We start from the raw sequence: 14,323 nt of genomic DNA, 5'->3' as shown, positions 1-14,323 counted from the left end.
GGTGAGGCGTCCCTACGGGAACCTCCCCCTGTGTTTCCCCTAATAATGGGCTTAAGTGACCAGCATGACTTCAACAAAATGCCTGCTCTCGCAGGCATTTTTATATGTAACATAGGCTTAAATGCAAAAAGGCCAGTCAGTATGAACTGACTGGCCTTCCATTATTGCGAGCTTATCTATTACATCGCTTTTCTGGTCAATTCGATAACGCGCAGTTTCGCAATCGCTTTAGTCAGCTCTGCGGAAGCCTGAGCATAATCCACGTCGCCATGCGAATTACGGATATGGTCTTCTGCTTTGCGTTTCGCTTCCAACGCACGGGCTTCATCCAAATCCTGTCCACGAATAGCGGTATCGGACAGTACGGTAACCATATTCGGCTGCACCTCAAGGACGCCGCCAGAAAGGTAGATATACTCTTCTTCACCGTGCTGCTTAACGATACGAATCATACCCGGTTTAATGGCAGTGAGCAGAGGGGCATGTCCCGGATAAATACCCAGTTCGCCTTCGCTCCCCGTTACCTGGATCTTCTGCACCAGACCGGAGAACATTTGCTGTTCCGCACTCACGACATCCAGATGGTAAGTCATAGCCATGTCACCCTCCTACAAGGCGTTACAGTTTCTTGGCTTTTTCCACGACTTCTTCAATGGAACCAACCATGTAGAACGCCTGCTCTGGCAGGTGGTCGTATTCGCCTTCCATAATCCCTTTAAAGCCACGGATGGTGTCTTTCAGGGAAACGTATTTACCCGGAGAACCGGTAAATACTTCAGCAACGAAGAACGGCTGAGACAGGAAGCGCTGAATCTTACGCGCACGGGATACCACCAGCTTGTCTTCTTCAGACAGTTCGTCCATACCCAGAATCGCGATGATGTCTTTCAGTTCCTGATAACGTTGCAGAATAGACTGCACGCCACGGGCAACATCATAGTGTTCCTGACCAACAACCAGCGGGTCCAACTGACGGCTGGTGGAATCCAGCGGGTCAACGGCCGGGTAGATACCCAGAGAAGCGATCTGACGGCTCAGTACCACAGTTGCATCCAAGTGAGCAAAGGTGGTGGCTGGTGACGGGTCAGTCAAGTCATCCGCAGGAACGTAAACGGCCTGAACGGAGGTGATAGAACCGGTTTTGGTTGAGGTGATACGTTCTTGCAGAACGCCCATCTCTTCCGCCAGCGTCGGCTGATAACCTACCGCAGAAGGCATACGACCCAGCAGTGCAGATACTTCCGTACCGGCTAGGGTATAACGATAAATGTTATCGACGAACAACAGTACGTCACGGCCTTCATCACGGAATTTTTCTGCCATGGTCAGGCCAGTCAGTGCTACGCGCAGACGGTTACCTGGTGGCTCATTCATCTGGCCATAAACCAGTGATACTTTATCGATTACGTTGGAGTCGGTCATTTCGTGGTAGAAGTCGTTACCTTCACGGGTACGCTCACCAACACCTGCAAACACAGAGTAACCGGAGTGCTCGATCGCAATGTTACGGATCAGCTCCATCATGTTTACGGTTTTACCTACGCCCGCACCACCGAACAGACCCACTTTACCGCCCTTGGCAAACGGACACATCAGGTCGATAACCTTGATGCCAGTTTCCAGCAGTTCCTGTGAGTTTGACAGCTCTTCATAGCTCGGAGCCGCGCGGTGAATAGCCCAACGCTCTTCTTCGCCGATGTCGCCTTTCATGTCGATGGGATCACCCAACACGTTCATGATACGACCCAGCGTTGCTTTACCTACCGGCACTTCGATCGGGTGGTCCAGGTTATTTACGTTCAACCCGCGACGCAGACCGTCAGAAGACCCCATTGCGATACAACGAACAATACCGCCGCCCAACTGCTGCTGCACTTCCAGCACCAGTTTCTCAGCGCCGTTCTCTACCTCAAGCGCATCGTACACCTTCGGTACGGCATCTTGCGGGAACTCGACGTCCACCACGGCGCCGATTACCTGGATAATCTTTCCAGTAGCCATCTTGAATCCTCTACGTAATTCGACAATACGTAATTCGTAAACCTGCTTTAAACCGCGGAGGCTCCCCCGACGATTTCGGTGAGTTCCTGGGTAATGCTGGCCTGACGAGCTTTGTTGTATACCAACTGAAGCTCTTTGATCAGGCTACCGCCGTTATCGGTCGCGGCTTTCATCGCAACCATTCGCGCGGCCTGCTCACTAGCCAGATTTTCTACGACGCCCTGATAAACCTGAGATTCCACATAACGGCGCAGCAGGGTATCCAGCAGCGACTTAGGATCGGGTTCATACAGGTAATCCCAGGCTTTCTTCTTCAACTCACCGTCATCCGAAGGCGGTAACGGTAACACTTGAACAACAAGCGGTTCCTGAGACATGGTATTGATAAACTTGTTGCTTACGATATACAGCTTGTCCAGACGACCTTCGTCGTAGGCTTGCAGCATAACTTTAACCGGGCCGATCAGTTCTGATACGGAAGGGTTATCCCCCATACCGGTAACCTGAGCAACAATGTTTCCGCCTACCGAACCGAAGAAAGAAACCGCTTTGGAGCCAATCAGCGCTAAATCAGTTTGAACGCCTTTATCGCTCCAGGATTTCATATCAGCCAACAGTTTCTTGAACAAGTTAATGTTCAAGCCACCACACAGGCCACGGTCAGTAGACACCACCAGATACCCAACGCGCTTAACGTCGCGTTCTTCCAGGTACGGGTGTTTATATTCCAGATTTCCTAACGCAAGGTGACCAATCACATTGCGTATGGTTTCCGCATAAGGACGGCTGGCCGCCATACGATCCTGCGATTTACGCATTTTGGAAGCGGCGACCATTTCCATTGCTTTGGTGATCTTCTGCGTGTTTTGGACGCTTGCGATCTTACTACGTATCTCTTTTGCGCCGGCCATCTTTGCTTCTCCTCAAAGCCTTGCGGCCTGCTTTACAGCAGGCCACCGGGCGTTACCAGGACTGGGTTGCCTTAAAAGTATCGAGGATGCCTTTAAACTTGCCCTCGATCTCATCGTTATAAGCGCCAGTCTGGTCGATTTGTTGCAGAAGTTCGCCATGCTCACGGTCAGCGTAAGCCAACAGAGCCGCTTCAAAGCTACCGACTTTCGACAGCTCAACATCTTCCAGATAACCACGTTCCGCCGCAAACAGAACCAGAGACTGCTGTGCGACAGACATCGGCGCATACTGTTTCTGTTTCAACAGTTCGGTCACTTTCTGACCGTGGCTCAACTGTTTACGGGTTGCATCATCAAGATCGGAAGCGAACTGAGAGAACGCTGCCAGTTCACGGTACTGTGCCAGTGCGGTACGAATACCACCGGACAGTTTCTTCATGATCTTGGTCTGCGCTGCACCACCCACACGGGATACGGAGATCCCTGGGTTAACCGCAGGACGAATACCGGCGTTAAACAGGTTGGATTCCAGGAAGATCTGACCATCAGTAATCGAGATCACGTTGGTCGGAACGAACGCAGAAACGTCACCTGCTTGCGTTTCGATGATCGGCAGAGCGGTCAACGAACCGGTTTTCCCTTTCACTTCACCCTTGGTGAATGCTTCAACGTAATCGGCGTTAACGCGCGATGCACGCTCCAGCAAACGGGAGTGGAGATAGAAAACGTCACCAGGATAAGCTTCACGACCTGGCGGACGACGGAGCAGCAGAGAAATCTGACGATAAGCAACGGCCTGTTTAGACAGGTCATCATAAATAATCAGCGCATCTTCACCACGGTCACGGAAGTACTCACCCATCGCACAACCGGCATATGGTGCCAGGTATTGCAGGGCGGCAGACTCGGACGCGGTAGCAACAACAACAATGGTGTTTTCCAGTGCGCCGTGCTCTTCCAGTTTACGCACCACGTTAGAAATCGTGGAGGCTTTCTGGCCGATAGCGACGTACACACATTTGATGCCGGAATCACGCTGGTTGATGATGGCGTCGATGGCCAGTGCGGTTTTACCCGTCTGACGGTCACCGATAATCAGCTCACGCTGACCACGACCGATTGGAATCATGGCGTCAACGGACTTATAGCCCGTTTGTACCGGCTCATCAACGGACTGACGTTCGATAACGCCAGGCGCAATCGCTTCAACCGCAGAGAAACCGTCGTGATCCAGTGCGCCTTTACCGTCAATCGGTGCGCCCAGCGTGTTGACCACGCGACCCAGCAGGCCGCGGCCAACTGGAACTTCAAGAATACGGCCGGTGCATTTTACTTTCATGCCTTCAGCCAGATCCGCATACGGCCCCATGACTACCGCACCAACGGAGTCGCGCTCCAGGTTCAGTGCGATTGCATAACGGTTACCCGGCAGAGAGATCATCTCCCCCTGCATCACGTCTGCCAGACCGTGGACGCGGATGATTCCGTCACTGACGGAAACAATAGTACCTTCATTGTGAGCTTCGCTCACCACATTGAACTGAGCAATGCGCTGCTTGATCAGTTCGCTGATTTCGGTGGAATTCAGTTGCATGCTCCAGTCCCCTTAAGACTGCAAGACGTCTGCCAGACGTTCCAGACGACCGCGAATGCTGCCATCTATCACCATATCGCCCGCGCGAATAACCACGCCGGCCATGACAGACTTATCAATTTTGCAATTCAGCTTCACTTTGCGTGACAGACGTTTTTCCATAGCAGCAGCGATTTTTGATAGCTGCTGCTCATTCAACGTGTTGGCAGAAATCACATCGACGTCAACCGTCGATTCTAGTGCTGCCCGCAGTTGAATAAATTGTTCCAGTACTTCAGGAAGCACTGGTAAACGTCCGTTTTCGGCCATTACCCTAATCAGGTTCTGACCGGCTTCATCAAGTTGATCACCACAAACGGCAATGAACGTTTTCGCCAGCTCAATCGGTGCAACAGCACCAGAAAGCAGCTCGGCAATTTGCTCATTGCGCGCTACTTCAGCCGAAAACGCCAGCATGTTCTGCCAGCGATCCAAGGCCTGATTCTCAACCGCAAAGTCAAAAGCTGCTTTGGCGTAGGGGCGAGCTACCGTGACAAATTCAGACATCAGCCCCTCCCTCCTTACAGTTCAGCGACCAGTTTATCAACGATGTCGCTGTTAGCAGCTTCATCCACGGAACGTTCAATAATTTTCTCGGCACCGGCAATCGCCAATACGGCAACTTGCTTACGCAGCTCTTCACGAGCGCGTTTACGCTCGGCTTCGATTTCAGCCTGCGCCTGCGCCACAATCTTGTTACGTTCAGCTTCCGCTTCAGCTTTCGCCTCATCCAGGATCTGAGCACGGCGTTTGTTCGCCTGCTCAATGATAACCTGAGCATCCGCTTTGGCTTTCTTCAGTTGATCTGTCGCATTGGCCTGAGCCAAGTTCAAATCTTTTTTGGCACGTTCAGCAGAAGCAAGACCGTCAGCAATTTCTTTTTGACGTTTCTCGATGGCAGCCATCATCGGCGGCCATACAAACTTCATGCAGAACCAGACAAACAGGACGAACGCAATGGCCTGGCCGAGGATTGTTGCATTAATATTCACAGCACAATGCCTCTTTCAAAGTTAAATAAGTTGATGTTTTAACCTCAGCAGAAAACATTCTGCTTAGGCCACCGCAAACATCACATACAGCCCCAGACCAACAGCGATCATTGGGATGGCGTCAACCAGACCCATGACGATAAAGAACTGTGTACGCAGTAAAGGAATCAGGTCAGGCTGACGAGCAGCACCTTCCAAGAATTTACCACCCAGAATGCCGATACCGATCGCAGCACCGATTGCCGCCAAACCCATCATTAACGCGGCAGCCATGTACAGCAGATCCACACTCAGGTTTTCCATGACAGTCTCCAGTTTGTTTCAGTTAAAAACGTTATTTGTTGAAAGAAAATCAATGCTCTTCAGATGCCATCGAGAGATAAACAACCGTCAGAACCATGAAAATAAAAGCCTGAAGCGTAATAATCAAAATGTGGAAAATAGCCCAAGGCACATTTAACAGCCATTGTGACCACCACGGCAACAGACCGGCAATCAGGATGAAGATCAACTCACCCGCATACATATTGCCAAACAGTCGCAAGCCTAAGGAAATAGGTTTGGACAGCAGGCTGACACCTTCAAGAATCAGGTTGATAGGAATAAATACTGGATGGTTGAACGGCTGCATGGTCAGTTCTTTAACAAAACCACCAAGACCTTTCATTTTGATGCTGTAGAACAAAACCAGGATAAATACCCCAAGCGCCATCGACAGCGTGATGTTCACGTCAGCCGTCGGCACAGCACGCAGATAAGCATGCGCCGGATCGTATCCCAGTAGGCTGTAGACTCCCGCCCAAGCTTGCGGCAACAGATCGATAGGCAACAAATCCATCAAGTTCATCAGGAAAACCCAGACGAAAATGGTCAGCGCCAGAGGAGCAATCAGTTTGCTTTTGCCATGGAACATATCGCGTACGGTACCGTCAACGAAACCGATGATCAGTTCGACAGCCGTTTGCAGCTTACCTGGCACACCGCTGGTCGCACGTTTCGCTACGCGGTGAAAGATAACCAGAAAGAGGACCCCAAGAGCGATGGAGAAAAACATCGAATCGACGTTGATCGACCAAAAACCCGTCCCTACCTGCAAATGGTGCAAGTGGTGACTGATATACTCTTGCGGAGTAGAGATTTCTCCAGCAGCCATGATGTCTCTTACCCTTTTGTTGTTAATTACGGTAACGATTAATTACGGCCGGTGCCACGATCTGCATAACCAGCACCGATAAATAAGTCAGACCAAGCGGAAAGAATGCCGCTTTAAACACGCCTAACGCCACCACTAACAGTGCAATGGTGATAAATACCTTAAGCGCCTCACCAATCGCGAACGACCAAGCCACACGCCCATCAGCAGGTTTGTGTGACTGATGACGTAAGGCAAACAGCACAAACAAGACATTCGGTAACCAGGCTGCCAATCCCCCGCCTAATGCAGAAGCGGCAGCGTTGACGCTATTGAGGCTGAAAACAGCACTCAACAAAGCAAAAGTCACTAACTGTAACAACAGCAGCCTTAGGGCCACCTTTCCGCTGTAAAGGGATACAGGCATGACGTTTGCTCTCTCCGTACCTTTTCAGAGGTATACCGAATGACGTATAAAACTGCCTTTACACCACTGAGTCAAGCAGCAAAAAACGAGCAAATTATACGGGTCATACCTGCGAATTCAATCGATAAGTAGCGAAAAGGTGAACAATTATTTAAATTTCTTTCTGAAGCCCCATTTTTACTAACAATCATCCCTGATCATATCTGGTGTAATTAATTTCTAAAGCCCTCTAATCTGTGATGCGACTCACATAAAAGGCTTTGCGACTATTTATAACAGAACATGTTTTTTTTTGTCTTTAGCAAAATAAGTCATTTATTTTATTTAAATTCAATAATTTACAAAAAAAACCATTCAAAAAACGCAATAAACAACGTTTCAACCACCTATTGACATTATTGATATCGTTTTTTTACTCAATTAACACAAAAACAACTAAATTTTGATGCCAATCATTTATTTTCGCTCGTTATTATTTAGCACGAAAGTAAAAGGGAGCCACTGAAAAAACGAAGATGTAAAATTTCAGTGATCGCTATGGGTTCTAGAACGATGCCACCCACAGACAAGGTGGCAACCTGACACGCAATATTTAGTTATAATTTTTTTGATAAAAAACAAAATTAGTTTGGTTTAAGCACGACTAAATGTCGCTCACCTTCCAGATCGGGAACAGATAAGCGAACAACCAGATCCAGCAAGACACCTTGTGGTAAAGATGACAATTCATCTTCTGGAAGTACGCCTTTTAGAGCATAAAACCGCCCTGTTGGTTTAGCAGGAAGATGGCTGCACCAGTTAATCATATCCTGTAGAGAGGCGAACGCTCGGCTAATCACCCCATCAAAAGGCGGTTCTGCCGGAAATTCTTCAACGCGACTCTGTACTGGCGTGATATTTTCAAGCTGTAGTTCATGCTGAACCTGACGCAGGAAGCGAACACGTTTACCCAAACTATCCAGCAAGGTGAAATGCGACTCAGGGCGAACGATAGCCAATGGAATCCCTGGCAGCCCAGGCCCTGTTCCCACATCGATAAAACGCTGTCCGTGTAAATGCGGCTCAACCACGATACTGTCCATGATGTGGCGGACCAGCATTTGCTGCGGATCGCGTACAGACGTCAGGTTATAAGCTTTATTCCACTTATTCAGCATATCAACATACTGTATCAGAAGATTTTTTTGCTTATCTGAAATCACAATGCCAGCCGCATTTAGCAGATTATCGAGTGTGTTGCGCACAATAAGATCCCGATGAAAAATATGAAGTTAATAATAAAAATAGCCGGATAACCGGCTATTTAGGAGATAAGTTTACCTTAAATCAGGCGCTACGGCGTAGCAGACCCTGTTTTTTAAGCCAAATCAGCAGGATTGAGATCGCCGCTGGCGTAATACCGGAAATCCGTGAAGCTTGACCGATCGACGACGGTTTGTGATCGTTCAGTTTGGCAATCACCTCGTTGGACAACCCGTTAACCTGCTTGTAATCCAGATCGGCTGGCAGCAACGTATTTTCATTACGCAGCTGTTTCTCGATTTCATCCTGTTGACGAGCAATATACCCTTCGTATTTAACCTGAATTTCAACCTGTTCGGCAGCCTGCTCGTCGGTTAATCCCGGTGCAAACAGCGGTAGCGCAGTAAGCTGAACGTAATCAACTTCTGGACGACGCAAGAGCTCTTCACCATTTGCTTCACGCGACAAGGGGGTTTTCAGCAGTGAATTAACCTGATCTAGCTGCTCAGATTGCGGGTGAACGTGAATGTCACGCAAACGCTGGCGCTCTTTCTCAATACTTTCAAGCTTCTCGTTGAAATGTGCCCAACGGCGATCGTCGACCATTCCCAGCTCACGACCGATTTCAGTCAAACGCAGATCGGCGTTATCTTCGCGCAACATCAGACGATATTCGGCACGCGACGTAAACATACGGTAGGGTTCTTTTGTCCCCAGCGTACAGAGATCGTCAACCAACACGCCGAGATAAGCTTGATCGCGACGCGGTGACCATCCTTCCTTATCGGCAGCCAGTCTCGCTGCATTCAGCCCTGCCAACATGCCCTGTGCAGCGGCTTCTTCATACCCTGTTGTGCCGTTGATTTGTCCGGCAAAGAACAGGCCATGAACAAATTTGTTCTCCAGCGTCGGCTTCAGATCGCGGGGATCGAAGAAATCGTACTCAATGGCATAGCCAGGTCGGACAATGCGAGCATTTTCCATACCGGTCATTGAACGAACAATCTGCCACTGAACGTCGAACGGCAAACTGGTTGAGATCCCATTAGGATAAATTTCGTTGCTGGTCAGGCCTTCTGGCTCAAGAAAGATCTGATGCGTGTTTCGATCGGCAAAACGCATGACTTTATCTTCGATCGAGGGGCAATAACGCGGGCCGATCCCTTCGATGATCCCGGCATACATCGGGCTGCGATCCAGATTATTACGGATCACATCATGGGTTTTTTCGTTGGTATGCGTGATATAGCACGGCATTTGCGCTGGGTGCTGACTCGCGTTACCCAGGAATGAAAAAACCGGCATTGGGTTGTCACCGTGCTGTTGTGCCAACACGCTAAAATCGATGGTTCTGGCATCAATACGTGGCGGCGTACCGGTTTTCAGGCGGTTGACGCGCAGAGGCAATTCACGCAGGCGGCGCGCGAGTGGAATGGAAGGCGGATCGCCTGCACGCCCACCGCTGTAGTTATCCAGCCCAATGTGAATTTTACCATCAAGAAAAGTACCGACCGTTAATACAACAGCTTTTGCTCGGAATTTAAGTCCCATCTGGGTCACAGCACCAACGACGCGATCGCTTTCTACGATCAGATCGTCAACCGCCTGCTGGAAGATCGTTAGATTTGGCTGATTCTCCAAGGCGGTGCGTACGGCCTGACGATAAAGCACGCGATCCGCTTGTGCACGAGTGGCTCTGACCGCGGGACCTTTGCTGTTGTTTAGTATCCTAAACTGTATACCTGCCTGATCGACGGCACGCGCCATCAACCCTCCCATGGCATCGATCTCTTTAACCAGATGGCCTTTCCCAATACCGCCGATCGCTGGATTACAGGACATTTGTCCTAGCGTATCAATATTGTGTGTGAGTAAAAGCGTCTGTTGGCCCATTCGCGCAGAAGCCATAGCCGCTTCTGTTCCGGCATGACCGCCACCGATCACGATGACGTCAAATGGATCTGGATAAAACATGGTACTGCTCCTCGCATTATTGCGAATGATGAGTGGTAAACGATCGTTATTTGCCCTGGGGTGGGGGATTCTACTCAACTTTGAGCCAACGACCAAGCCCGTTGGATTCTCGTTAATTAAAGAAAGATCTTTTTATTTAAAGATCTCTTTATTAGATCTCTTATTAGGATCGTCATGTTGTGTGGATAAGTGATTATTCATATTAAAGATCAAGAGAATGCTGATGATCCTTACCTGTGAATGATCGGTGATCCTAGTCAGTATAAGCTGGGATCTAAATGTGGGTTTATGCACAGGACAAAAAACATACTTGGGTTGTTATTGGGATAACTACGGCTTTTACACCTAAATTAAGCATAGTTATCCACATTCAACTGCTGAATATTTCATCTTATTTGAGTAAATTAACCCACGATCCTAACCATTCCTCTGCTGGATCTTCTGGAATTTGATGCTGAGTGATGTCGATCTCGAGGATTTCACCGATCCGTTTAGCGCCTAACTGAGTGAGTACACGATCCGCCGTTTGGATCGCACCACAAAACGTATCGTACTCTTTACTGCCGATCCCTACTGCACCGAAACTCACTTGAGAAAGATCGGGCTTTTGCTGTTCCAACTGCTCAAACAGCACTTTCAGGTTGTCTGGAAATTCTCCAGCGCCGTGCGTAGACGTCACTACCAGCCATACACCGCTTTCAGGCAGCGCATCAAGCGTGGGGCCATGGAGAGTTTCAGTGGAAAAATCATCCTTTTCCAGCAGTTCAGCCAAATGCTCTGCCACATATTCGGCGCTGCCAAGGGTACTGCCACTGATTAAGGTAATGTCTGCCATAGCGATCCCATCCGATAAAAGACGGGACATTGTACGCTGTGATCTGGCTGGGATCTACCTGTGGATAATATGGGTATAGGAAAAAGACATTACGGTGCGATCGTCCGCATAATGGGGTTTTGCAAGGAGATGAGTGTTTCAGTGGACTGAATTTCATCAATTGTTTGGATCTTGTTGATAAGTACGTGTTGCAGCGCTTCGATCGAACGGCACATGACCTTAATAAAGATGCTGTAATGCCCGGTGGTGTAGTAAGCCTCGACCACTTCTTCCAGATTGTTCAGTCTTTCCAGCGCTGAGGGATAGTCTTTAGCACTTTTCAGTATGATGCCGATAAAGCAACATACGTCATAGCCCAGCTGTTTTGGATTCACGTCCAGACGCGTACCGACAATGATGCCCGCCTGCTTCATTTTCTCCACCCGAACGTGGATCGTCCCCGGACTGACGGAAAACTGTTTTGCCAGTTCGGCATAAGGCGTGCGTGCATTTTCCATTAAGGCGGAAAGAATGCCGCGATCGAGATTATCGATCTGATAAATTTCTGCCACTTTGAGCCTCCTATTTTAGCGAATAATGATTTTATACCGCTCTAAAATGACGGATTAAAAGCACAAGTGCAATTTATCCATAAGATTATTGAATGACTGGCAGTTTTTATTGCTTAATGAATAACTAAATACGATGAATAAGAGACGTGGCAATGAAAAAGCAGTACATCGAAAAACAACAGCAAATCAGCTTCGTTAAGTCTTTCTTCTCCAGCCAGTTGGAGCAGCTTTTGGGATTGATTGAAGTCCAGGCACCGATTCTCAGCCGTATCGGCGATGGCACGCAGGATAACTTGTCTGGTACGGAAAAAGCAGTGCAGGTTAAGGTTAAAGCCCTGCCAGATGCCACATTTGAAGTCGTTCACTCACTGGCGAAATGGAAACGTAAAACGCTGGGTGCGTATGATTTTAGCTTCGGGGAAGGCATTTATACCCATATGAAGGCGCTGCGCCCAGACGAAGATCGCCTGAGCCCGATCCATTCCGTTTATGTCGATCAGTGGGATTGGGAGCGCGTGATGGGAGAGGGCGAGCGTAATGCCGAGTATCTGAAATCGACGGTCACGCGCATTTATCAAGGCATTAAAGCAACTGAAGCAGCGGTACACCAGGCGTTTGGCGTTCAGCCTTTCCTGCCGGAACAGATTCATTTTGTGCATACCGAAACATTGCTGAAGCGCTATCCCGATCTGGATGCGAAAGGGCGTGAGCGAGCGATTGCGAAAGAGCTCGGTGCCGTCTTCCTGATTGGGATTGGCGGTAAGCTGTCCAGCGGTCACTCTCACGATGTGCGTGCGCCGGATTATGATGACTGGACGACGCCAGGTGAGCAGGAATTAGCTGGTTTGAACGGTGATATTGTCGTGTGGAACCCGGTGCTGAACGATGCATTTGAGATTTCATCCATGGGAATCCGCGTGGATGCAGAGGCATTAACACGCCAGCTGGCGCTGACGCAGGATGAAGAACGCTTGAAGCTGGAATGGCATCAGGCACTGCTACGTGGCGAGATGCCGCAAACAATCGGTGGGGGAATTGGTCAGTCTCGCCTTGTCATGCTGTTGCTACAATTGTCACACATTGGTCAGGTTCAGTGCGGCGTGTGGCCACAGCCGCTGCGTGAATCAGTTTCCGGCCTGCTTTAATAAGCCTTGCCGTGCTGCCAGCGGCGCATTAAGCGGCTTTTTAACCCGGTGTCAAAGCGCCAGATATGGTCAAAGATGTGCATGATGCCGGGTTTGCCATGATCGGACATCGCTACAGCATGAAAACGATGCTGTAGCTGTTTCTGACGGCTTTTCACCTTGTTTACTACCTCATCCGGCAACCGCTGGGCAATAAAATCTGAAATTACCACCGCATCGGCATCATGCCAGAGTGAATCGTCCATCTTATCCAACAATGCTGACAGACAGGCGCTCATATCCGTGCCGCCACGGAAGGACTGGCTGAGAAAGCGTATAGCCTGTTCTAAGCCGTCTGTAGATGTGAGCTCATATTTCACTACACCAGTGGAAAATAGCATGATGTAGCAACGGCGATTGTCGGCGAGTGCGATACGCATCAGCGCCAGACAGAAAGCTTTGGCACAGCGTTCATTAAAGCCGCCCATCGAGCCTGAGGTATCAACGCAGACGATAAACGGGCCGCGTGGCTGCTGTTCGTTTTGTTGGTGAACCACTGGCCGCTCGGTAACTTTCTCGCGCCAGCTCTCACCTTGTAAGCGATAGGTCAGCAGCCGGTGTTCCAGCAGGCGACGATAAAATTCGTATTCCAGTTCACTAATGCCCAGTGTGGCTAACTCAGTGGGCATCAGACGCAAGATATCATCGCTCTGATGCACGCCGCTCACCTGCTCGGGAACAGTGGCAGGTTCCCGTACCCTTACTCGGAAGGCTTCTTGTGGTGCTTCCTGCGTAAGGATAGATTTGGTCTCCCGGCTGCGTCCCAGGCGTTCCGCCAGTTTTTGCAGTGCAGGCTGACGTTGCAGGAAAGCACCGAAATCCAGTAATGGGCGGGGATCGGTGTGGATACGCTGCGCTGCGCTAAGATCCCAGAGCCGTCCAGCTGCGTTTTCATTCTCTGCCAAAACCGGTTCGAGTTTGCCACTCAGGGTCAGGCGCTGTTGCAGTTCATCCAGCAGGATTTCCCGTTCCTGATCCATCAATTGCTGATGTAGTGAAACGGTTTGCAATGTCAGGCTCAGCCGCCAGCGCTGAAGAAAGAGCGCATGGAGCCCACTCGTTATCTTCTGCCCTAAGGTTCTCTCCGGAGAGGTTATGAGCTGTGAGGCCTGCATCAGAAACGGCGATTCCACGGTGTTTAACGTATTCATAATCGCAGGCAGGCGTGTCTGAAAAGCCTGGTTATCGATCGATTGTGAACGTTGGTAGCAGCTAAATTCCCTTTCCAGCTCTGGCGGTACCTGCGTGGTGCGCAGGCGCTGCTTTAAGGTTTCTTTCCAACGAGGGAGATCGTTGAGCAACGCGGATTTCAGGCTGGGATACTTTTCGAAGAAGAAAGCGAGCTGCGGTGTTGCCAGCAGTGTGACGACAAGATCGTCCAACAGCTCGTTTTCATCGATAGACAGTAGCATTTCCAGTGATTCCAGCGTGATCATCGGCG

The 14,323-nt window shown here is 49.6% G+C and carries 15 protein-coding genes; 1 reads left to right on the top strand and 14 read right to left on the bottom strand.

Annotated elements, in window-relative coordinates; genetic code table 11:
• Window positions 1–179: 179 nt before the first annotated feature.
• The 13 genes from E2566_RS21480 to asnC form a co-directional block, all read right to left on the bottom strand.
• Window positions 180–599 (bottom strand): F0F1 ATP synthase subunit epsilon, encoded by a 420-nt coding sequence (locus E2566_RS21480; protein ID WP_005976558.1) that lies wholly within the window; start codon window positions 597–599, stop codon window positions 180–182.
• A gap of 19 nt (window positions 600–618) precedes the next feature.
• On the bottom strand, window positions 619–2,001 hold the full coding sequence (gene atpD / locus E2566_RS21475; RefSeq protein WP_107171132.1) for a F0F1 ATP synthase subunit beta: 1,383 nt from the start codon (window positions 1,999–2,001) through the stop codon (window positions 619–621).
• Window positions 2,002–2,048: 47 nt separating this feature from the next.
• Window positions 2,049–2,912: a F0F1 ATP synthase subunit gamma gene (atpG, locus tag E2566_RS21470; RefSeq protein ID WP_107171131.1), complete on the bottom strand. Its 864-nt coding sequence runs from the start codon at window positions 2,910–2,912 to the stop codon at window positions 2,049–2,051.
• A gap of 52 nt (window positions 2,913–2,964) precedes the next feature.
• Complete coding sequence (gene atpA, locus E2566_RS21465) at window positions 2,965–4,506, bottom strand: F0F1 ATP synthase subunit alpha (RefSeq protein ID WP_005976551.1); 1,542 nt, start codon at window positions 4,504–4,506, stop codon at window positions 2,965–2,967.
• 12 nt (window positions 4,507–4,518) lie between these two features.
• Window positions 4,519–5,052 carry a F0F1 ATP synthase subunit delta gene (gene atpH / locus E2566_RS21460; RefSeq protein ID WP_107171130.1) on the bottom strand — a complete coding sequence of 178 codons (534 nt, stop codon included), beginning with the start codon at window positions 5,050–5,052 and terminating at the stop codon, window positions 4,519–4,521.
• Between the two features lie 14 nt (window positions 5,053–5,066).
• Window positions 5,067–5,537 (bottom strand): F0F1 ATP synthase subunit B, encoded by a 471-nt coding sequence (gene atpF / locus E2566_RS21455; RefSeq protein ID WP_107171129.1) that lies wholly within the window; start codon window positions 5,535–5,537, stop codon window positions 5,067–5,069.
• A gap of 63 nt (window positions 5,538–5,600) precedes the next feature.
• On the bottom strand, window positions 5,601–5,840 hold the full coding sequence (gene atpE / locus E2566_RS21450; protein ID WP_005976545.1) for a F0F1 ATP synthase subunit C: 240 nt from the start codon (window positions 5,838–5,840) through the stop codon (window positions 5,601–5,603).
• 49 nt (window positions 5,841–5,889) lie between these two features.
• Window positions 5,890–6,690 (bottom strand): F0F1 ATP synthase subunit A, encoded by an 801-nt coding sequence (atpB, locus tag E2566_RS21445; RefSeq protein WP_107171128.1) that lies wholly within the window; start codon window positions 6,688–6,690, stop codon window positions 5,890–5,892.
• Window positions 6,691–6,712: 22 nt separating this feature from the next.
• Window positions 6,713–7,096 carry a F0F1 ATP synthase subunit I gene (gene atpI / locus E2566_RS21440; RefSeq protein WP_048263438.1) on the bottom strand — a complete coding sequence of 128 codons (384 nt, stop codon included), beginning with the start codon at window positions 7,094–7,096 and terminating at the stop codon, window positions 6,713–6,715.
• Window positions 7,097–7,719: 623 nt separating this feature from the next.
• Window positions 7,720–8,340 (bottom strand): 16S rRNA (guanine(527)-N(7))-methyltransferase RsmG, encoded by a 621-nt coding sequence (gene rsmG, locus E2566_RS21435; RefSeq protein WP_107171127.1) that lies wholly within the window; start codon window positions 8,338–8,340, stop codon window positions 7,720–7,722.
• An 82-nt stretch (window positions 8,341–8,422) separates the two neighbouring features.
• The gene (gene mnmG / locus E2566_RS21430; protein WP_107171126.1) at window positions 8,423–10,312 is read right to left on the bottom strand and encodes a tRNA uridine-5-carboxymethylaminomethyl(34) synthesis enzyme MnmG; all 1,890 of its coding nucleotides are present in this window, start codon (window positions 10,310–10,312) and stop codon (window positions 8,423–8,425) included.
• A 391-nt stretch (window positions 10,313–10,703) separates the two neighbouring features.
• Window positions 10,704–11,147: an FMN-binding protein MioC gene (mioC, locus tag E2566_RS21425; RefSeq protein ID WP_107171124.1), complete on the bottom strand. Its 444-nt coding sequence runs from the start codon at window positions 11,145–11,147 to the stop codon at window positions 10,704–10,706.
• Window positions 11,148–11,236: 89 nt separating this feature from the next.
• Window positions 11,237–11,644 (bottom strand): transcriptional regulator AsnC, encoded by a 408-nt coding sequence (asnC, locus tag E2566_RS21420; protein ID WP_233671890.1) that lies wholly within the window; start codon window positions 11,642–11,644, stop codon window positions 11,237–11,239.
• Between the two features lie 206 nt (window positions 11,645–11,850).
• Here asnC and asnA point away from each other — a divergent pair, with 206 nt between their 5' ends.
• Window positions 11,851–12,843, top strand: coding sequence for an aspartate--ammonia ligase (gene asnA, locus E2566_RS21415; protein WP_107171122.1), 993 nt, complete (start codon window positions 11,851–11,853; stop codon window positions 12,841–12,843).
• Here the strand turns inward: asnA and viaA are convergent.
• On the bottom strand, window positions 12,840–14,318 hold the full coding sequence (viaA, locus tag E2566_RS21410) for an ATPase RavA stimulator ViaA (protein ID WP_107171121.1): 1,479 nt from the start codon (window positions 14,316–14,318) through the stop codon (window positions 12,840–12,842). The genes asnA and viaA overlap by 4 nt on opposite strands.
• Window positions 14,319–14,323 lie beyond the last annotated feature (5 nt).

Source organism: Pectobacterium punjabense (assembly GCF_012427845.1).
Taxonomy (GTDB): domain Bacteria; phylum Pseudomonadota; class Gammaproteobacteria; order Enterobacterales; family Enterobacteriaceae; genus Pectobacterium; species Pectobacterium punjabense.
The sequence above is the reverse complement of the archived record's forward strand: the minus strand, read 5'-3'. Positions and strand labels throughout refer to the sequence as shown.

Bases quoted from the DNA above. Each gene is read 5' to 3' on its own strand.
- atpB (WP_107171128.1), bottom strand. From the start codon at position 6,690: ATGGCTGCTGGAGAAATCTCTACTCCGCAAGAGTATATCAGTCACCAC.
- atpD (WP_107171132.1), bottom strand. From the start codon at position 2,001: ATGGCTACTGGAAAGATTATCCAGGTAATCGGCGCCGTGGTGGACGTC.
- viaA (WP_107171121.1), bottom strand. From the start codon at position 14,318: ATGATCACGCTGGAATCACTGGAAATGCTACTGTCTATCGATGAAAAC.
- atpH (WP_107171130.1), bottom strand. From the start codon at position 5,052: ATGTCTGAATTTGTCACGGTAGCTCGCCCCTACGCCAAAGCAGCTTTT.
- atpE (WP_005976545.1), bottom strand. From the start codon at position 5,840: ATGGAAAACCTGAGTGTGGATCTGCTGTACATGGCTGCCGCGTTAATG.
- atpA (WP_005976551.1), bottom strand. From the start codon at position 4,506: ATGCAACTGAATTCCACCGAAATCAGCGAACTGATCAAGCAGCGCATT.
- mnmG (WP_107171126.1), bottom strand. From the start codon at position 10,312: ATGTTTTATCCAGATCCATTTGACGTCATCGTGATCGGTGGCGGTCAT.
- E2566_RS21480 (WP_005976558.1), bottom strand. From the start codon at position 599: ATGGCTATGACTTACCATCTGGATGTCGTGAGTGCGGAACAGCAAATG.
- atpG (WP_107171131.1), bottom strand. From the start codon at position 2,912: ATGGCCGGCGCAAAAGAGATACGTAGTAAGATCGCAAGCGTCCAAAAC.
- asnA (WP_107171122.1), top strand. From the start codon at position 11,851: ATGAAAAAGCAGTACATCGAAAAACAACAGCAAATCAGCTTCGTTAAG.
- mioC (WP_107171124.1), bottom strand. From the start codon at position 11,147: ATGGCAGACATTACCTTAATCAGTGGCAGTACCCTTGGCAGCGCCGAA.
- atpI (WP_048263438.1), bottom strand. From the start codon at position 7,096: ATGCCTGTATCCCTTTACAGCGGAAAGGTGGCCCTAAGGCTGCTGTTG.
- asnC (WP_233671890.1), bottom strand. From the start codon at position 11,644: ATGGAAAATGCACGCACGCCTTATGCCGAACTGGCAAAACAGTTTTCC.